The following is an 18,414-nucleotide window of genomic DNA, read 5'->3' as shown; positions in this document are numbered from 1 at the left end:
CGTGGACGCGACCCGCTTGCTTTTGATCGAAGACGATGTCCAGATGGCGGAACTGCTGGGGCGTTTTCTGCGCCAGGAGGGGATGGCGGTCGAGCACGTCACGCGTCCCTCCCGGGCGATGAAGGCGCTGGAAGCGGCACCGTACGACCTCGTGGTCCTCGACCTCTCCCTGCCGGAGATGGACGGGCTGATGCTCTGCCGCAAGATCCGCGAGCACTCCGATGTGCCCATCATCATCTCCAGCGCACGCACCGACCTCGACGACAAGCTGACCGGGCTGGAGAACGGGGCGGACGACTACCTCCCCAAACCCTACGACCCGCGTGAACTGATGGCGCGGATCAAGACCGTGCTGCGGCGCCGGGGGCGGAGCGAGACGGAAGCGGAGGAGACGCAGAGCCGTTTCCGCATCGACGAAGAGGCGACACTCATCTACTTTGACGGCGAGCCGTTAAGACTGACCCTGGCGGAGTACGAGATCCTTAAACTGATGCTGAAGCATCCCAACCGCACCATCTCCCGTGCCGATATCGCCAACAGCATCGAGTCGCACCGTTTCGACAGCGGGGTCGAGAGCATCAATATCCTTGTCGGGCGCATCCGCAAAAAGCTCGACCCGGAGCATTTTGACACCTTCATCCAGACCGTGCGCGGCATAGGGTACCGGTTTGACGAACATTAACCCCCGTTCGATCATCTTCGCCGCCCGCCTGGTAGGTGCCATCACGGCCCTGCTGCTGATCGCGGCGACGCTGATGGCACTTTACCTCTCCATCCAGCTCGACAAACGCAACGAGATCCAGCGCGCCGTCATGCTCTACGACCTGCTTTTTATGACCAAGCCGACGCCCGAAGCATTCGCGCGCTACCTCAAAGAGCACCAGCTCACCCCCGTCGGCGGGGAGGTGATGAAGCGGATCCGCGAAGAGGGCAAACCCTTCATCGAGGACCCGCTGCTGCGTCGCACCTTCCAGTCGGGAAACATCGAGATCTTTGTCTACGATATGCACTGCTACTACGCCTACAAGATGCACGACATGTATTACTACCGCAGCGACAAGGAGATGAAGCCCTATATGCTCTACATCCTCGTTGCGGCCGCCATCGTCCTGATCACGGTCATTCTGCTCTACCGCTATATGTCGGGCTCCATCGAACCGCTGCAGCACCTGCACCGGCAGATCCTCCGTTTTGCCGACGGGGAGAAGGGGATCGATACGAAGGTCGAGGGGAGCGACGAGGTGGCGCAGGTGGCCAATGCCTTCCACGACAGCGTCCAGAAGATCGAGGCCCTGCAGCGCAGCCGTTCGCTCTTCCTGCGCAACGTCATGCATGAGCTCAAAACCCCGATCAGCAAAGGGAAGCTGCTGGCACACCTGCTGGAGATTGCGCCCAAGGACAAGGCGATCCTCGAGGAGCTTTTCGAACAGATGCAGGGGCACCTCAACGACCTGGCCCGGGTGGAGTCGCTGACGGCCCGCCACCTGCAGCTCGATATCCGCTCCTACGCCTGCGTCGACGTCCTGGACCAGGCGATCGACCTGCTGGGGGTGCCGCGATCGGAGCTGGAGATCGCCGTCGGCAGCGAAAAGATCATGGTCGATTTCGACCTCTTTGCCTATGCCCTGAAAAACCTGATCGACAACGCGGTGAAGTACGCGTCGCAGCGGCCGGTCACCATCGGTTTTGAAGGGGACTGTCTGCGGATTGCCAATGCCGGGGAGCCGTTCAAGGAGGAGTATACCCACTACCTCAAGGCGTACCAGCGCGACCTCTCCCAGCACTCCCTGGAGGGGATGGGCCTCGGGCTCTACATCGTCAACGAGATCGTGACGCGCCACGGTTATGCACTGCGCTACGCGTACGAAGAGGGGCAGCATAACTTCAAGATCTGTTTTGCTAATACCTCCATGGGGAATCAGTTGCCTGAAACGTAGCGTTTGGGAAGAAAATATTAGGTTTAATTATCACAATGCTGTTACAATTGCGAAAAAATGCTGGAAGGGCAATGGAAAAGAAAAAAGTGCTTATCGGGATGAGCGGCGGGGTGGATTCGACGGTGACGACCATGCTGCTCAAGGAACAGGGATACGAGGTCGAAGGGGTGTACATGAAGCTGCACTCCAAACCGGGCTACCATGAGATCCACCAGGCACGCGCCCAGAAGGCGGCCGATTTCGCCGGGGTGAAACTGCATGTCCTCGACCTGCAGGAGCAGTTCAACCAGAACGTCTTTACCCCCTTCGTCGAAACCTACAAGGCGGGACGTACGCCCAATCCCTGCGCCCTGTGCAACCGGACGATGAAGTTCGGTGCCCTGGCGGATTTCGCCGACGAGGTGGGCGCGGACTACCTGGCGACGGGCCACTATATCAAGACTGACGGCCGCTTCCTCTACCAGGCGGAAGACGATACGAAAGACCAGAGCTACTTCCTCTTCTACGTCGACAAGAAGATCCTGCCGCGCCTCATTTTCCCGCTGGGCGAGCGCAAAAAGACGGATATCAAGGCTTATGCCGCTGCCGTCGAGGGGTTGGAGTCCTTTGCCTCCCAGGCGGAATCCAGCGAGATTTGCTTCGTCGAGACGACCTACGCCGATGTGCTCAAGGATTACGTGAACATCGATCAGCCCGGCGAGGTGCTTGACCGTGAAGGGAACGTTGTCGGGGAGCACAAAGGGTATATGCACTACACCATCGGCAAGCGCAAAGGCTTTACCGTTCACGGTGCGCATGAACCGCACTTCGTGCTCGAGATCAAGCCCGAGACGAACCAGATCGTCGTCGGCATGAAAGAAGATCTGGAGATATGGGATGTCACCATCGGCAATATCAACCTCTTCGACGAGCGCAGTGAATTCGATACGACGGTCAAACTGCGCTACCGTACGAAAGCCGTACCGTGCCACGTCACGATTGAAGGGGAAAAAGCACAGATCAAGCTGCAGGAGCCTGTCCTGGGCGTCGCAGCCGGACAGGCTGCCGTCTTCTACGACGGTGACAAACTGATCGGCGGAGGCTGGATCGAGTAGCAGTGATGGTCAAAATTTTTGCCCTCATCCTTCTGCTGCTGTTGGCTGCCCTCTATCTCCTGAAATCAGATGCGGAGATGACGCCCTTGCAACCCGGTGAAAAGATCCTCGCGTTCGGCGACAGTATCACCTACGGATACGGCGCAAAAGCCGCTGAAAGCTACCCCGCGGTGCTGCATACGCTGACCGGTCTCCCTGTGATCAATGCCGGGGTGAACGGCGAGACAACAGAGGAGGGCGCGGTACGTTTCCCCCGGCTGCTTGAAGATGAGAGCATCCGCTTGATGCTGCTCTGTCTTGGCGGGAACGATATTCTGCAGCAGCGCTCGCATGCACGCCTCAAAGCCAACCTCAAACGTATCGTCCAGCTCGCGAAAAGCAAAGGCATCGATGTTGTATTGATCGGCGTTCCTACGTTTGGCGTATTCGGCATGTCGTCGCTGCCGCTTTACAAGGAGGTTGCAGATGAGGAAGGTATACCCTATATGCCTTCTCTGCTGCCGGACGTACTCGGTGACAGGGGGCTCAGAGCGGATTATGTTCATCCCAACGCGGCGGGATACCGTGTGATCGCTGAAAGGGTCGCGGCACGCCTGCGCTCCCTGGGGTATATCGAATAGCCCTCTTACCCGACTTCGTTCATGATCTTGATGATGAGTTCGCGCTCGTCTTCAAGGATCCGCACGGGAATGCCGTAGCGGCGCGAGAGGCGCTCTTTCTGTCCTTCGGACGTCGACCCGAGGGGAATGCGGTAGGTCGTGTAGTTCTCGCTGTGGGAGACCTGCATATTGAAAGAATAGACTTCATCCTGTGACGGGGCGTTGTGGACAAATTTGGTCATGCGTTTACTCCGTAGAGCGCTGCGCGCCGCAGAATCATCTGCGCCCAGGGCAGCTGGGTCGGTTTCTCCACCATCATACCACGAAAGCTTGAAACATTGCATGATGCGGAAACGATCGTTTCCGCCTGCGCCAACGCCGCAGCATCGACCCGGTAGGCCTCTTCCACGGCATCGATCTGGGAGGGGTGGATGATCGTTTTTCCGAAGAGCCCCTGTGTCAGATCCGCTTCGAGCTCTTTCGCAAACCCATCCGCATCCCGGAAACATTTGTAGACGCCGCCGCAAAGGTTGAAACCGTGTGGTTTGAAGACGGTGAGGAGCGTGGCAATCACCTGGGCCGGGGCGACTAGTGTATAGAGCGGCGTCACGCAGTCGCGTGTCATCCCCAGCTGGCGCAGCATGTCCTCAAGCCCGAAACGCACTGTCGGGATGCGCGCCTGATAGGGCCGGAGGCGTTCGGCGAGGGCATGAAGCCTTGCCTGCGAAAAGAGATCATCGCCTTCGATGGAGGGCATGAATGCGAATGCATTGTCGTTCAGAAGCGTCAGCCATGTCTCCGCATTGTCGGTGCCGAATTTCGGCAGGACGAAGCCCTCAAACCGTTCGATCCCCTCCATCTGCAGCAGCTCGGCGAGCATCTGCGGCGAGGCGGGGCGGAGAAAACGGAGCAGGGTTGTCTCAGCGAGCTGCGGCAGGAGGATTTGGAGTTGCCGGAGTGCCCCGGGGCGATCGGCGGCGTTGATGCCGTCTTCAAGATCGATGACGCAGCTGCGCAGCTGCGGGTACTTCTTTCCGCTAAGCACGGCGGTGAGGCCGGGATGCGTCGCCGGGACGAAGAGGGTTCCGCCCAGCTCGGCGGGATGGATGGGCTCAGTTCGCATGAAGCCGACAGGGGCCGGGGTAGCGCGTTTTGCCGTCATCAAGCTGCGGGAACTTCACGGTGCCCATTTCCATTACCATCTCCTTTGTGTTGTAAACATGCTACCGCAAACTACCGAATGAATAAATGAAAAATCAGAGCCCTGCCTGCTTCAATTTGTTGTAGTATTTGCAGCCGAGCGTAGAGCCGCCGTCGCAAGCCTTGCCGTACAGCAGCGCCGCTGCCGCATCATTGCGCTTCGTGCCTTCACCGAGCGTGTACATATTTCCGAGGTTATAGCAGCCGCTGGCGCTGCCGTTATCGCAAGCCTTTTTGAAGTACCTGACCGCCGCTGCCGCATCGCGCTTTACGCCCTTGCCGGAGCTGTAGAGGTTGCCGGTATTCGTACAGGCGTGGGCATTCCCGGCGTCACAGGAGTCCTCGAAGTATTTGGCGGCCTGTGCATAGTCCCGTTCCGCGCCCCGGCCGTCGCCGAGCATATTGCCGAGGTTGAAGCATCCCGCTGCTTCGTTCGCGTCGCACGCTTTGCGGAAGAGCGTGACGGCTCGGGATTCATTCTTGGCGATACCGCGGCCGTGCTCGTACATGCGGCCGAGGTTTGTACACCCCAGTGCACTCCCCGCGTCGCATGCTTTCTTGTAGAAACCGGCGGCTTTGGCATAGTCTTGGCCGATGCCCTGGCCGTTGTAGTACATGATACCGAGGTTGTAGCAGGCAGTTTCTTCACCAGTGCTGCAGGCTTTATCCCACTGGATGGCGGCCTTGCGGTAATTACCCTTGTCGTATGCAAACTGACCTTCGTTGAAAGCGTCGCCGAACATCGGCACGGTTGCCAGCAGTAACAGGATGGTTTTTTTCATGATTTGGATCCTTTGGATAGTGATAAAAGAATGTTGATAGAGGCAATGAGCCGCCGCATGGTATCGAAGCAGGCTTTATCCGCTCTTTGCTCCTGTTTTAGGGGGTTTTTATGGCCTGAATTATCAGTTTGGAATGGTCAATCTGTATCAAAATTCACAGGAAACTTCAGTGTTTACTGCCCGATCACGGACGATCCCGGCGGCAAAGAAAGCGGGTTAAATTTGATGAACGGCGGCTTGATCCGTTGCAGCCTGCAGCCCTGATGTCTTAGAGGACAGAGTAGTGCTTTATATCTGTTTGGGCGGCGGGTCTAAAAAGGGGGAAATCGGAAGGGGTAGCTGCGGATGATTGACAGGTATGAGACAACCTGCCACGTCACAAAGAATCAGATGGCATTGAGCCAGTAGGGGACGTTACGTTGCTCGGCCTTGATGGTCGTCGCTCCGCCGTGGCCCGGGTAGACTGTCTTGTCGTAATCAAGCTGCAGGAACTTCTTGAGGCTCTTTTTCATCTCTGCGGGCGAAGAGTAGGGGAAGTCGACGCGGCCGATGGAGTTCTGGAAGATAAAATCGCCGCTGAAGACGGCGTCGCCGATCTCGATCATGGAACAGCCGGGGCAGTGGCCGGGGAAGTGGCGGAAGGTCACTTCGATGCCGCCGATCTCGAAGGTCTGGTCCCCCTCGACCTCGACGTCAGGGTAGGAGGGCGGCAGGTCGGGCATCCAGCCGCTTTTCTGCAGCAGCATCACGTCGCCTTTGGGGGTGTACAGGGGGATGCCGTAGTACTCTTTAAGCTCCTGGTTGCTCCAGACGTGGTCGAAATGGCCGTGGGTATTGAGGATGGCCACGGGGTTCGTCACATTGGCCTTGACCCACTCCACGGCGCCCACGCCCGGATCGATAATGATGTCGCTGCCGTTCTCCGTCACGATGTAACAGTTGGTCTGGTAGGGCCCCATGGGCTTTTTCTTGATCTGCATACGTTTTCCTTTGGTAGAATTATACATGCTATTTCACACCACCCTGCAATCGATCATCCAGACCGCGGAGCCGGCGGCGAAGCTGGCGGCGTTCCGTACCTTCTATGCTGCATACCAAGCGGGGGAAGTTTCGTTCGAAACGGCGTTTACCCCGGTTTGTTTCGACGAACCCTCCTTTGCCTCCGTCTGCGAGATCGTCCCGCCGCAGCACGTCCCCAAACGCAAAAGCCCCGTCACCGACGAGGGAAAGATCCTGCTGCTGCACGCCATTGCCCATATCGAATACAGCGCGATCGACCTGGCCCTGGACCACGCCTACCGTTTCACGGAAATGCCGAAAGCCTTCTACGACGACTGGCTCGAAGTCGCCGACGACGAGTGCCGCCACTTCGAGATGCTGCATACCCTGCTCGAAGCGCTGGGCAGTCGTTACGGCGTTCTGCCGGTGCATGCGGGGCTCTTCGAGGCCGGCCAGAAGACACTGACGCTGCTCGAACGCATGGCGGTCGTACCGCGCTATTTCGAGGCGAACGGACTGGATGCGACCCCGCAGATCCTCGAGAAACTGATACCGATCAAAAAGGATCCCATGATCGCCCGGATCGTCGACGCGCTGAAGGTGATTTTGGATGAGGAGGTGGAGCATGTCCGCAAGGGGGACCGCTGGTTCGATTACGCCTGCGAAGCGGCGGGGAGGGACAAATCGGTCTATTTCGAGATTGTCGAGCAGTGCTGCCCGGGTAGCTACCCGCGCCAGAAATACCTCAACGTCGATGCCCGCAAAGCGGCGGGTTTCAGCTGCAGCGAACTCAACCGTATGAGTACGGAAAAGATCTGTTGACGAAAGAAAGCTAATTTGTTACAATAGGATTACATAAAGGTAACAAAAGGGGAACAAATGGATTACGCTTTCTTCGCGCAGACCCAGACTGTCGTGGCATTGGCGGCACTGGTGATTTTCGGCGCCTCGGTGCTGATTCGCTCCGGGGGCGTAAAAGAGCGCTGATCAGCGCTCTTTGGCAAACGTACTCTCTTCGACAATGACCGGGTAGAAGTAACCGTACCCGAAATCCTTATCCGTCTCGACTTTTCCCGTTGCAATCACAATATCGCCTTCTTTAATATTCGCTACACTACTTGCCGTAAAGACCAGGTCGTCCGTCATGGTATCGCCGCTGCCGTCTTCGAGGTGGACCCAGTTTCGCTTCATGATCTGTCTGGAGATCTTGGTGACTTTGCCGCGCACCTTGACGTTTTTGCCCTTGAGCGCCTGGCGTTGGGTGAAGACTTCCGCAACGGTATAGCCGCCTTCGGCTTTTTTCAGGCGCTCTTTGGGGGCGTTTTGGGGCTGGACACGCTCTGCGGTCGCGGCGGCACCCGGCGCCATGGAGGCGAACAGGATCTTGTCGAAGGTACGGTCGAGGGCACGGCTTTTAAAGTTCGGCATCCACATCTGTTCGGTGAAAGAGACGTTGTCACCGACACCGACTTTCGTCGCCGTCACCGCGACCCAGTAGGGTGCACTGCCTTCGGAAACCTTCATATAGGTGTAGCCTCCGGCATCCATCGTCTCGACGACGCGTGCCGTATGCTGCACCGGTGCATTCGGACCGGCTGCCCAGAGGCCGTAAACTGTCATTATAAGAATGAATAATGTCTTCATTCGAATTCTCCTCGCTGTTTTGGTCTTTGCATCATATCAGATGCATATACAACGATCGGGAAAGAGGGAGAAAAAAGTTCTGGATTGTAATGATTATCGTTTGCGAAGGAAAATTTGATATAATTTTAATTGTTAAGGCTTCTCTAAATAAAATCCTTTATAGCGGGATACGCAAGGGAAGCATAAAAAGATGACAAGGAACCGCGGATGGGCAAATACGCAATGGTCAGCGACTTTTTGACGAAGTTCCTTGTTGACGAAGTCGAGAAGACCGGTCTGAACCGGGTGGTCGTCGGGCTGAGCGGCGGGATCGATTCCGCCGTGGTCGCCGTCCTGGCCCATCGTGCCTTCGGGGACCGGCTGCTCTGTGTCAAAATGCCGTCGCACTACTCGTCGCAGAGCAGCCTGGACGATGCCGACGAGCTCTGCGAACGTTTCGGTATCCGCGCAGAGACCCACAGCATTGCGCCGATGCTCAAAGCGTACGAGCACGAGGCGATGGATAACCTCCGTATCGGGAATTTTTCGGCGCGGATGAGGATGGCGACGCTGTTTGACATCTCGGCGCGGGAGCGTGCGCTGGTGCTGGGTACAAGCAACAAGAGTGAACTGATGCTGGGGTACGGAACGCTGTTCGGGGACCTGGCCAGCGCGGTCAACCCCATCGGCGACCTTTATAAAACAGAGGTTTTCGAACTGGCGCGCCACCTGGAAGTCCCGGAGAGCATCGTCAGCAAACCCCCTTCGGCAGACCTCTGGGCGGGGCAGAGCGACGAAGCGGAGCTGGGATACAGCTACGCACAGATCGACGCCGTGCTGCGGCGCTACGTCGAAGAGCGTGCCAGCAAAACGGAATTGATCGAAGAGGGGTGTGATGCGGCACTGGTGGAACTGATCCTGACACGGATCTACCGCAACCAGTTCAAGCGCAAAATGCCCGTCATCGCGAAACTGACGTCGCGGACGATCAACCATGATTTTAACTATCCACGCGATATCACATTATAGGAGAAGAGGATGAAAGTACCGTTTTACCGGCCGGAGATCGGTCCCAAGGAACGTAACAAGGTCGAGCAGGTACTGCAGGGCGATGCCGAATTCGCCGTGGAGGATCTCGAAGCGAATTTTGAGAACTACATCGGCTGCGGCTATGCGCTCGCAACGTCACACGGCACGGCGGCTCTGCACCTGGCGATGCTGGCCATCGACCTCAAACGCGGGGACAAGGTGCTCTGTTCCGTCAACGCCTTCCCGGCGGTGCCGGAAGTCGTGCGCCACTTTGACGCCGAACCGATCTTTATCGACGTCAACGAGTGGACGATGAACATGGATATCGACAAGCTTGAGCGCTACCTCGAGGCCAACAGTGCCAAGAAGCTCAAGGCGGTTATCGTCTCGCACATTGCCGGCCAGCCGATGGACCTTGACCGGCTCTACAACATCGCCAAGATCTACAACGTCAAGATCGTCGAAGACGCTTCCGATGCGCTCGGCGCGACCTACAAAGGGAAGAAGATCGGCTCGACGGGCGCGGACATCACCTGCTTCAGCTTCAGCCCGCACATGAAACAGACCATCAGCAACGGCGGGATGCTCGTGACCGACGACGCCGATATGATGGAGCGTGCGACCCTGCTGCGCAACCACGCCATGGTGCGTGACGAAGAGGGGCTCAGCTACATCTACGACGTCGTCGACATCGGGAGCAAATACACGATGAGCCCGATCGAGGCGGCCTTCAACGACGCCTTTATCTCCCACCAGGACAAGGTGATCGCCCGCCAGAAAGAGGTGGCGGCGCGTTACAGTGAACGGCTCAAAGGGGTCTACCATATCACTCCTCCGGAGATCCACGGGGATCACGCCTTCAGCAACTACATCATCAAGATCGACAAGAACCGCGACGGGTTCGCCCGCGATCTTCTGGCCAAAGGGATCGAGACGGGGCTGCACTACATCCCGCTGCACCTGATGGCATACTACAAGAACAAATACAACCTGCGCATCAACGACTTCCCGGTCGCACTGCGCAACTACCAGCAGGTCCTCTCCCTGCCGATCTTCGGCTCCATCACGGACAAAGAGGTCGATTTCGTCTGCGACGCGGTCATCGACCTGGCGAAAAACCGCGTGTGAAACCCCGCCTCGTCGCCTGGGGGGAGCGCTTCTTTTACGCCCCCTCGCTCTTTCAGCGTCTGCTCGCTTATATCCTCTGGCCCCTCGGCGCCCTTTACTGTTTCATCATGTTCCGCCGTTTTCAAAACAGTGTCCCGAGAAAGCAGGGACTCCCCGTCATCAGCATCGGGAACCTGACCGTCGGCGGCAGCGGCAAGACCCCCCTGACGGTGGCGCTGGCACAGCACTATACGCACCCCGCCGTCGTGCTGCGCGGCTACGGACGCCAAAGCAGCGGCCTGCAGGTCGTTTCCGACGGACAGCGCATCCTCTGTGATGTCGCGTGCAGCGGCGACGAGGCGATGCTGTACGCCCTGCAGCTGCCCCAGGCCGTCGTCATCGTCAGTGAGGACCGCGAAGCGGGCATTGCACAGGCGAAGGCGATGGGATGCGAATGCGTCTTTCTCGACGACGGCTACGGCAAACACTTTATCGCGAAGTATGACATCGTCATTGACGTCACGCCCGCCAACGGCTTCTGCCTCCCCGCCGGCCCCTTCCGCGAGCGGCTCTGGCCGGGGAAAAAAGCGCGGCTTGTCCGGGAGGGGGAGGATTTCACTCGCCGCGTCACGATCAGGGATGCCGCCGCGAAGATGGTCCTGGTGACGGCCATCGCTCGGCCCGAGCGGCTTGACCCGTTTCTGCCCGACGTGGTCGCCAGGGAAACCTTCCCCGACCACTATTTTTTCACCCGCGACGAACTGGCCGCCATCCTCGAAAAGTACGGGGCGGACGCCTTGCTCGTTACTTATAAAGATTACGTTAAAATTCGCCACTTTGACCTTCCGCTTGCGCTGATGGAGCTCCGCCTGGAGCTCGGTGACGCGCTGGCCGAAGCAGTGGAACACTACATCAGGACATACGATGAAAACAAAGATTGATACCGTCAAGACCCTCCTGGAGGCGCTGCCGTTCATCAAGGAGTTCAGAAACCAGATCGTCGTCATCAAATACGGCGGCGCGGCACAGACTTCCGAAACGCTCAAGGCGAAATTCGCCAAAGACGTGCTGCTGATGTATCTTGTCGGGATCCGTCCTGTTATCGTTCACGGCGGGGGACCGCGCATCAACGAGATGCTCTCCAAACTGGACATTCCCACCGAGTTCATTGACGGGCAGCGCGTCACGACCCCGGAAGTGATGCGCATCGTCGAGATGGTACTGTGCGGCGAGGTCAACAACGAGATCGTCGCGCTGCTCAACTCCCACGGCGCCAGCGCGTTCGGCGTGAACGGCAAAGACGCGCAGTTTCTGCGTGCGCAGCCCAAAGATGCCGGTAAATGGGGCCTTACCGGGGTGATCGAGCATGTCAAGGCCGACGTCATTCACCGCCTGATCGATGAGAAGTTCATCCCCGTTATCGCGCCGATCGCCTCCGACGGCGAGACGGGCCATCCGGGCTACAACATCAACGCCGACCTGGCAGCCTCCAAGATCGCCGGGGCCATCGGGGCGAAAAAGGTCGTTTTTATGACCGACACCCCGGGCGTCCTCGACGCCGAGGGCAAGCTGCTCTCCTCCTTGACCGAAGCGAAAGTCGAAGAGCTCAAGGCCGACAAAACGATCCATGGCGGTATGGTTCCGAAGGTCGATGCCTGTATCGAGGCGATCGAGCGCGGTGTCCAGAAAGCCCACATCATCGACGGCCGGATCGAACACGCCATCCTGCTCGAACTCTTTACCGAAGAGGGTATCGGTACGCAGATTACCCTCTAGGCATCAGGGGCGATACGATGCTCAACGGCATGGCTCTCCTGCTTTTCTGCCAGCTTTGCGGCGAGGCGCTGGTGCGGCTCTCGGGCTGGCCGCTGCCCGGTCCCGTGCTCGGGATGCTGCTGCTCTTTCTCTGGCTCCGCTACCGGGGCCGTTCCTCCCACGATCTGGACCTGACCGCCGACGGACTGCTCAAATACCTTGCACTCCTGTTTGTGCCCGCCGGGGTCGGGGTGATGGTGTACTTCGATGCCCTGGGCGGTATCTGGCTGAAACTGGGGGTGACGCTGCTCGCCAGTGCCGTGATCACGCTGGTGGTGACGGGGTGGACGATGCAGTGGCTGCTGCGACGTCAGAAAACGGAGCATGCCGATGGCGTTTGACAGCTTCTGGGTCTACCTTTCCGCCTCGCCGCTGTGGTGGCTGACGCTGACCATCCTCGTCTACCTCGCGGCGCAGAAACTCTTTCTCAAAAGCGGCAGCGCGGCCCTGCTGAACCCCGTGGCCGTCTCCATCGTCGTTTTGATCGCCCTGCTGGAGCTGAGCCATACCTCCTATGACGCCTACTTCGCCGGGGCGCAGTTCCTGCATTTTCTCCTGGGACCCGCCACGGTGGCCCTTGCCGTGCCGCTTTTCCGCCAGATGGCCCGGCTGCGCGCCATCTGGTTCCCCGTGACGGTGTCACTGGCCGTCGGCGTTCTGACCGGGGCCTTCAGCGCCGTGGCGATAGGTTACGTGCTGGGGCTTGACCGTACAACGCTGCTCTCCCTGGCACCGAAATCGGTGACGACGCCGGTGGCCATGGGCATCAGTGAAGTGCTCGGCGGTATCCCGGCGATGACGGCAGCATTTGTCGTCTTTACGGGGATTACGGGGGCGGTAATCGGGCTGCGCGTACTTAAAGCGGCAGGCGTTACGGATGAGAGCGCGGTGGGGACGGCGATGGGGGTGACGGCCCACGGTGTCGGAACGGCGCGGGCCTTCGAAGTCCACCCCGTCAGCGGCGCCTTTGCCGGGCTGGCGATGGCGCTGGCCGCTTTTCTGACGGCCCTGCTGCTGCCGCCCCTGTTTGAGTGGCTGGGGTGGCGCTGATCAGGCGCGTTTTTTCCCGAACGGCAGCAGCATAGGCACCTCTTCACGGTAGCGTCGGTAGGCCTCTCCCAGCGTTTTGACAAGGTCTTTCTCCTCGAAGACCAGTCCGATAAGAATATAGAGCGTCATCCCCGTTGAAAAGAGCAGATGCCCCGTACTCATGACCGGCGTGGCCCAGAGGCCGATCACGGTGCCGGTCTGGATGGGATGGCGTACATACCGGTAGAATCCCTTTTTCTGGAAACGTACTTCGGGTTCCGGAATCCCCCGCAGTGCCCGGTACCCCTGGTGCAGCCCGAAGAGCTCGAAGTGGTCGATCTGGAAAGTCGCGACGAAGGCCATGCTCCACCCCAGGACGTAGAGCAGCGTCGCCGCCCAGAAGAGGGGCCCGGTTTCGAACGCGTACACGGTGCCTGTCATCGGCTGCCACAGCAGGATGATCAGCAGCAGGCAGAGCGCCGAGAGGACTGTATAGGTCGAGGTGCGGAAAGCGACGGGCAGCGCACCGAAAAGCACCTGCTTGACGGCGGTTCGGGCCATGACGGAGTGCTGCAGACCGAAAAGCGCGATCAGTGCCAGGTTGATCACCAATGCAAAACTGCCGCTCTTGCCGCTGTCGATGGTGAACGGCATAAATGACCAGGGGTAGACCCAGAGGATCAGCAGTGAGACGGAGACCATCGCCGACAGGTAGGCGAAGAGGGCGTAAATAAAGAGAAGAATCTGTTGCATGCTGTATTATATTTTATGATGGCTGTTCTTTTTCTGCGCAGCCCGGTTTTTCGATAAGCGCTATAATGAAGTCATGAAAACAGAATCGATCATCGTTTACTGTACGTGCCCCGATGCACTCAGCGCCAAAGATATTGCCGAAGCCGTGGTAAAGGAGCAGCTCTGCGCCTGCGTCAACCGTCTTCCTGCCGTGATGTCGCACTATATCTTCAAAGGCGAATACTGCGAGGACGAAGAGGTGCTGCTCATCATCAAGACGACCGCAGCCGCCTTCGAGAGTCTCAAAACGCGCATCGAGGCGCTGCACCCGTACGACGTCCCCGAGATCATTGCCGCCCCCATCGTCGCCGGCAACGACAGTTACCTGGGGTGGCTTCAGGCGAGTGTGAAGTGAAACGGCTCCCCGTTTCGGCACCGGCACACTAGGAGCATGCCGTGGCAACACTGAATTCCCCCGGGATCTACGTGGAAGAGATGGCGACGGGGGCAAGCCCTATCGCAGGGGTGTGGACTGCCACGGCTGGCTTTGTCGGCGTTGCAGCGCTGCCGAACGAGCATGGCACTGCCGTGCTGACAACCTCCGGGCGGGAGTTTACGGATACGTACGGCCGCTACAGCGACGACACCCCCTGGCTTGCACCGGCAGTTCAGAGTTTTTTTGCCAACGGCGGGCAGCGCTGCTATGTCGTCAATGTCGAAGATCATAACAGCCTGTGTTCTGGACTGACGGCACTGGAACAGGTTGATGAAGTGGGCATTGTCTGCATCCCCGGTGCAACCACCTACGAGGTGCAGTCGGCAGTGATCGCCCACTGCGAAGCGGCGGGGGGACGCTTCTGTATATTAGACAGCATTGCGGGGGCGGACGTCGCGACGGTTAGGGCTCAGAAGAGCCGTCTCGTGTCGGACAAGGGGATCGGTGCACTCTACTATCCGTGGATTGTCATGGGGGTTGAAACGGTTGACGGTGACGGGAACCCGGTCACGGAGACAAAACCGGTGCCGCCCAGCGGTGCCATCGCAGGGATCTACGCCAGGATTGATGGTAAACGCGGTGTCTTCAAGGCACCGGCGAATGCGCTCATTGACGGGGCTGCAGCTCTGGAGCGGAGCATTACCCAGAATGAGCAGGCCCTGCTGAACCCGGAAGGGATCAACTGCATTCTCAGCTTCCCCGGGCGGGGCATCCTGGTGTGGGGGGCGCGGACCATCGCCCCTCCGGGTTCGGAGTGGAAGTATGTCAATGTCCGCCGCTTCCTCCTCTACCTGGAAGAGTCCATTGATAAAGGCACTCAGTGGGCCGTGTTCGAACCCAACGGCGAACCGCTCTGGTCGCAGGTAAAAGGGGCCGTCTCAAACTTTCTTTACGCAGAGTGGCGCAAAGGGGCGTTGAGTGGTGTCAAGCCGGAGGAGGCTTTTTTTGTCCGGTGCGACCGGACGACGATGACACAGGATGATGTCGATAACGGGCGGCTGGTTGTCGAAATCGGTGCCGCAGCGGTACGGCCGGCCGAGTTCGTCGTGTTCCGGATCGGGCAGTGGACGGCCGGAAGGAACGACACGCAGACTGTGAGAGGTACAAGCGAGCCCCGGATGCAGGGCACCCCATTCCAGCAGTCGGTTTGGGAGGCGCTGAAGCGCATCCCGAAAGGGAAGGTGACGACCTACGGGGACCTGGCGGCTTTTCTGGGCACAAATGCGGTCCGCGCCGTCGGTACGGCCGTGGGCTGCAATCCGTATGCTCCGGAGGTTCCGTGCCACCGTGTGGTCCGCAGTGATGGCCGTGTCGGCAGCTATTCGGGCGAGGGCGGTGTCCGGGGCAAGATCGCACTGCTGGCTTCGGAAGGGGTTCAGGTACGCAGGGGCAGGGTCGTCGATTTTGCCGAAAAACGCTACCGTTTCGTTTAGGGCGCCTCTAACTCCCGCTTCGCTATAATTGCGAAAAATTTTTTCAAAGCGAAGATGATGCAGTTTATCGAGACACGTGGAAATGACGGAACCCATCCTTTAAAAGTAACCTTCTCCCAGGCGATTTTGAGCCCGATCGCCTCTTTCGGCGGGCTGTACGTCCCCGAAGCGCTTCCGGAGCTGGGCGAGACCTTCTTGCAAAAGCACCTGGGCAGCAGTTACAAGACGATGGCAAAGGATATGCTCACGCGTTTCGGTATCGACATCGACGAAGCGGTCATCGACGAGGCGCTTGCGCTCTACGACGCTTTTGACGACCCTTCCAACCCCGTCCCGGTCGTCAAGGTCAAAGAGGACCTCTATGTCAGCGAACTCTACCACGGCCCGACACGCGCCTTCAAAGACATGGCGCTGCAGCCCTTCGGCGTCGTGCTCTCTTCCATTGCACAGGCCAGAAACGAGAACTACCTGATCCTCGCGGCGACGAGCGGCGATACGGGACCGGCGGCGCTGGAAACATTCAAAAACCGCGCCAACGTCAAGGTCGCGTGTATGTACCCCGACGGCGGAACCAGTGACGTTCAGCGCCTGCAGATGGTGACCGAGGATGCGGAAAACCTGAAAGTGATCGGTATCAAGGGGAGCTTCGACGATGCCCAGGGTGCCCTCAAGCGCCTGCTCGGCTCCGACACCTTCAAAGCGGCACTGAAGGAGAAAAACACCTCCCTCTCCGCGGCGAACTCCGTCAACTTCGGCCGGATCATCTTCCAGATCATCTACCACATCCACAGCTACCTCGAGCTGGTGCGCCAGGGTGCCATCACGATGGGCGAGAAGGTCTACCTGGATGTGCCGAGCGGCAACTTCGGTAACGCCCTGGGCGGCTACTACGCCATGAAGATGGGGCTGCCGGTCGAGAAGATCATCATCGCCTCCAACGAGAACAACGTCCTGACACGCCTCATTACGACGGGGAAATACGACCTGCGCGACGCCCACGTCGTTGCGACGACGTCACCTGCGATGGACATTCTCAAATCCTCCAACGTCGAGCGCATCCTGTACGATCTCTTCGGCGAAGAACGCACGAAGGCGCTGATGGAGCAGCTTGACAACGAGCACTACTACGAGCTCTGCACGATGGAGCTCTCCAAGCTGCAGGAGTTCTTCGCGGCGGATTTCGCAACAGGCGACGAGGGCAAGCAGTTCATCAAGATCGCGCTGGAACACGGCTACCTGATGGACCCGCATACGGCCACCTGTTTCAAGGCCTACGAGAGCTGCGCGACGAAGGAACTCAAAACCATCGCCTACTCCACGGCCGAGTGGACGAAGTTCTCCCCGACGATCGCCAACGCGCTCACCGGCGAGATCGATACGCACGACATCGACGCCCTGAACGCGATCGCCGCCGAAGCGAATATCGGCATTCCCGACATGATCAAGGCCCTCTTTGACAAGCCGGTCGTTCAGGATACCATTATCGAAAAAGAGCAGATCGAAGCGGAGATCCTGAACTTTATCTAATCTCCTTTTTCAGCCTTTTCGGGCTGCAGGGCGACGCTGCTGTCGAACGCGGCGATCATCCTGTCTGCCGAATAGAGCGTTTCACCGTCCGTCTTCAGCTTTTTCTTCTCCACCCTGTCATGATAATCGAGCTGTTTCAGAATGTATTTGATGCAGTTGAGCCGCGCTTTTTTCTTCTTGTCCGCATGAATGACCGTCCAGGGGGCGTGCTCCGTGTGCGAGGCCATGAACATGGAGTATTCGGCGATAGTGTATTTGTCCCACAGCTCCTGTGAACGCAGGTCGATGGGGGAGAGTTTGTAGTGCTTTAGCGGGTTGCGTTCGCGCTCCTTGAAGCGCTTCGCCTGCTCTTTTTTCGAGACGGAGAAGTAGAACTTGACGAGGATGATGCCGGCATTGACGAGCATCTTCTCGAACTGGGGAACTTCGTGCAGGAACTCCTGGTGCTCGTCCTGGGTACAGAACCCCATGACGGGCTCGACACCGGCGCGGTTGTACCAGCTGCGGTCGAACAGGACGATCTCGCCCGCACTGGGGAGGTGCTCGACGTAGCGCTGGAAATACCACTGCGTCTTCTCGACGTCCGAGGGTTTGTTGAGCGCCACGACGCGCGCGCCGCGGGGATTGAGGTGTTCTGTGATGCGCTTGATCGTCCCGCCCTTGCCGGCGGCGTCGCGTCCCTCGAAGATGAGCAGCAGTTTCAGTCCCTGCTCCTTGACATGTTTCTGCAGTTTCAGCAGTTCGATCTGCAGCTGCTTGAGCTCATCTTCGTAGTCGATCACGCTCTTGCGGATCCAGACGGCGACCCGCTTCTTGCCGTTCTTGTTGTGCTCGCGCCGTTCCCGCTCGAACGCCTCGGCGCTTTCGATCCTGCGGTCGTCATGGACAATCTCTTTGAGAATCTCACCCGTTTCCAGTTCCGTGCCCAGCATATCGTGCTTTGTGCCCATACATGCTCCTTTGGCCGATTATAACACGGATAAAGTGCTTTCATGATGTAAGAGCGCACAGC

The 18,414-nt window shown here is 58.6% G+C and carries 22 protein-coding genes; 15 read left to right on the top strand and 7 right to left on the bottom strand.

Annotation, left to right across the window (positions count from 1 at the left end; genetic code table 11):
• The first annotated feature begins 1 nt into the window (after position 1).
• From WCX18_RS07245 to WCX18_RS07230, 4 genes are all read left to right on the top strand, one after another.
• A complete protein-coding gene (locus WCX18_RS07245; protein WP_345986963.1) occupies positions 2-682 on the top strand; it encodes a response regulator transcription factor in 681 nt (226 codons plus the stop codon).
• Positions 669-1,937: an ArsS family sensor histidine kinase gene (locus WCX18_RS07240; RefSeq protein ID WP_345986962.1), complete on the top strand. Its 1,269-nt coding sequence runs from the start codon at positions 669-671 to the stop codon at positions 1,935-1,937. The genes WCX18_RS07245 and WCX18_RS07240 overlap by 14 nt, the downstream gene beginning before the upstream one ends.
• A gap of 71 nt (positions 1,938-2,008) precedes the next feature.
• Positions 2,009-3,031, top strand: coding sequence for a tRNA 2-thiouridine(34) synthase MnmA (gene mnmA / locus WCX18_RS07235; RefSeq protein WP_345986961.1), 1,023 nt, complete (start codon positions 2,009-2,011; stop codon positions 3,029-3,031).
• A 5-nt stretch (positions 3,032-3,036) separates the two neighbouring features.
• Positions 3,037-3,651 carry an arylesterase gene (locus tag WCX18_RS07230; protein WP_345986960.1) on the top strand — a complete coding sequence of 205 codons (615 nt, stop codon included), beginning with the start codon at positions 3,037-3,039 and terminating at the stop codon, positions 3,649-3,651.
• 5 nt (positions 3,652-3,656) lie between these two features.
• Here WCX18_RS07230 and WCX18_RS07225 read toward each other — a convergent pair whose 3' ends face one another.
• From WCX18_RS07225 to WCX18_RS07215, 3 genes are all read right to left on the bottom strand, one after another.
• Positions 3,657-3,872, bottom strand: a complete 216-nt coding sequence (locus WCX18_RS07225) for a hypothetical protein (protein ID WP_345986959.1) — start codon at positions 3,870-3,872, stop codon at positions 3,657-3,659.
• Positions 3,869-4,792 carry an HpcH/HpaI aldolase/citrate lyase family protein gene (locus WCX18_RS07220; RefSeq protein ID WP_345986958.1) on the bottom strand — a complete coding sequence of 308 codons (924 nt, stop codon included), beginning with the start codon at positions 4,790-4,792 and terminating at the stop codon, positions 3,869-3,871. Before WCX18_RS07220 ends, WCX18_RS07225 begins: the two co-directional genes overlap by 4 nt.
• A 94-nt stretch (positions 4,793-4,886) precedes the next feature.
• Positions 4,887-5,612 (bottom strand): tetratricopeptide repeat protein, encoded by a 726-nt coding sequence (locus WCX18_RS07215; protein WP_345986957.1) that lies wholly within the window; start codon positions 5,610-5,612, stop codon positions 4,887-4,889.
• 45 nt (positions 5,613-5,657) lie between these two features.
• On the opposite strand from WCX18_RS07215, the gene WCX18_RS07210 reads away from it, so the two are divergent.
• Positions 5,658-5,876 (top strand): hypothetical protein, encoded by a 219-nt coding sequence (locus tag WCX18_RS07210; RefSeq protein ID WP_345986956.1) that lies wholly within the window; start codon positions 5,658-5,660, stop codon positions 5,874-5,876.
• A 122-nt stretch (positions 5,877-5,998) separates the two neighbouring features.
• On the opposite strand, the gene WCX18_RS07205 is transcribed toward WCX18_RS07210, so the two are convergent.
• Complete coding sequence (locus WCX18_RS07205) at positions 5,999-6,592, bottom strand: MBL fold metallo-hydrolase (RefSeq protein ID WP_345986955.1); 594 nt, start codon at positions 6,590-6,592, stop codon at positions 5,999-6,001.
• Between the two features lie 25 nt (positions 6,593-6,617).
• Between WCX18_RS07205 and WCX18_RS07200 the strand changes: the two genes are divergently transcribed.
• On the top strand, positions 6,618-7,433 hold the full coding sequence (locus WCX18_RS07200; protein ID WP_345986954.1) for a ferritin-like domain-containing protein: 816 nt from the start codon (positions 6,618-6,620) through the stop codon (positions 7,431-7,433).
• Positions 7,434-7,598: 165 nt separating this feature from the next.
• Here the strand turns inward: WCX18_RS07200 and WCX18_RS07195 are convergent, their stop codons facing one another.
• Positions 7,599-8,255, bottom strand: coding sequence for an OB-fold nucleic acid binding domain-containing protein (locus WCX18_RS07195; RefSeq protein ID WP_345986953.1), 657 nt, complete (start codon positions 8,253-8,255; stop codon positions 7,599-7,601).
• 207 nt (positions 8,256-8,462) lie between these two features.
• Here WCX18_RS07195 and WCX18_RS07190 point away from each other — a divergent pair, with 207 nt between their 5' ends.
• Genes WCX18_RS07190 through WCX18_RS07165 form a run of 6 tightly spaced genes read left to right on the top strand, consistent with a single transcriptional unit; the run spans position 8,463 to position 13,235 of the window.
• Positions 8,463-9,263 (top strand): NAD+ synthase, encoded by an 801-nt coding sequence (locus WCX18_RS07190; RefSeq protein WP_345986952.1) that lies wholly within the window; start codon positions 8,463-8,465, stop codon positions 9,261-9,263.
• A gap of 9 nt (positions 9,264-9,272) precedes the next feature.
• The gene (locus tag WCX18_RS07185; protein WP_345984457.1) at positions 9,273-10,391 is read left to right on the top strand and encodes a DegT/DnrJ/EryC1/StrS family aminotransferase; all 1,119 of its coding nucleotides are present in this window, start codon (positions 9,273-9,275) and stop codon (positions 10,389-10,391) included.
• A complete protein-coding gene (locus WCX18_RS07180) occupies positions 10,388-11,311 on the top strand; it encodes a tetraacyldisaccharide 4'-kinase (protein ID WP_345986951.1) in 924 nt (307 codons plus the stop codon). Before WCX18_RS07185 ends, WCX18_RS07180 begins: the two co-directional genes overlap by 4 nt.
• Complete coding sequence (argB, locus tag WCX18_RS07175) at positions 11,295-12,146, top strand: acetylglutamate kinase (RefSeq protein WP_345986950.1); 852 nt, start codon at positions 11,295-11,297, stop codon at positions 12,144-12,146. The genes WCX18_RS07180 and argB overlap by 17 nt, the downstream gene beginning before the upstream one ends.
• 17 nt (positions 12,147-12,163) lie before the next feature.
• On the top strand, positions 12,164-12,526 hold the full coding sequence (locus WCX18_RS07170) for a CidA/LrgA family protein (RefSeq protein ID WP_345986949.1): 363 nt from the start codon (positions 12,164-12,166) through the stop codon (positions 12,524-12,526).
• The gene (locus WCX18_RS07165; RefSeq protein WP_345986948.1) at positions 12,510-13,235 is read left to right on the top strand and encodes an LrgB family protein; all 726 of its coding nucleotides are present in this window, start codon (positions 12,510-12,512) and stop codon (positions 13,233-13,235) included. Before WCX18_RS07170 ends, WCX18_RS07165 begins: the two co-directional genes overlap by 17 nt.
• On the opposite strand, the gene WCX18_RS07160 is transcribed toward WCX18_RS07165, so the two are convergent.
• Entirely contained in the window at positions 13,236-13,967 is a 732-nt protein-coding gene (locus WCX18_RS07160) for an NnrU family protein (protein ID WP_345986947.1), read from the bottom strand.
• 73 nt (positions 13,968-14,040) lie between these two features.
• Between WCX18_RS07160 and cutA the strand changes: the two genes are divergently transcribed.
• The 3 genes from cutA to thrC are packed head-to-tail and all read left to right on the top strand — an operon-like array spanning position 14,041 to position 17,402.
• A complete protein-coding gene (gene cutA, locus WCX18_RS07155; RefSeq protein ID WP_345986946.1) occupies positions 14,041-14,361 on the top strand; it encodes a divalent-cation tolerance protein CutA in 321 nt (106 codons plus the stop codon).
• Between the two features lie 41 nt (positions 14,362-14,402).
• Positions 14,403-15,875 (top strand): methylated-DNA--[protein]-cysteine S-methyltransferase, encoded by a 1,473-nt coding sequence (locus WCX18_RS07150; protein ID WP_345986945.1) that lies wholly within the window; start codon positions 14,403-14,405, stop codon positions 15,873-15,875.
• Positions 15,876-15,932: 57 nt separating this feature from the next.
• Positions 15,933-17,402, top strand: coding sequence for a threonine synthase (thrC, locus tag WCX18_RS07145; protein WP_345990780.1), 1,470 nt, complete (start codon positions 15,933-15,935; stop codon positions 17,400-17,402).
• Here thrC and ppk2 read toward each other — a convergent pair.
• Positions 17,399-18,352: a polyphosphate kinase 2 gene (ppk2, locus tag WCX18_RS07140; RefSeq protein WP_345986944.1), complete on the bottom strand. Its 954-nt coding sequence runs from the start codon at positions 18,350-18,352 to the stop codon at positions 17,399-17,401. The genes thrC and ppk2 overlap by 4 nt on opposite strands.
• Between the last annotated feature and the right edge of the window lie 62 nt (positions 18,353-18,414).

The sequence above is a fragment of the Sulfurimonas sp. HSL1-2 genome, from assembly GCF_039645565.1.
GTDB classification, from domain to species: Bacteria; Campylobacterota; Campylobacteria; order Campylobacterales; family Sulfurimonadaceae; genus Thiomicrolovo; species Thiomicrolovo zhangzhouensis.
The sequence above is the reverse complement of the archived record's forward strand: the minus strand, read 5'-3'. Positions and strand labels throughout refer to the sequence as shown.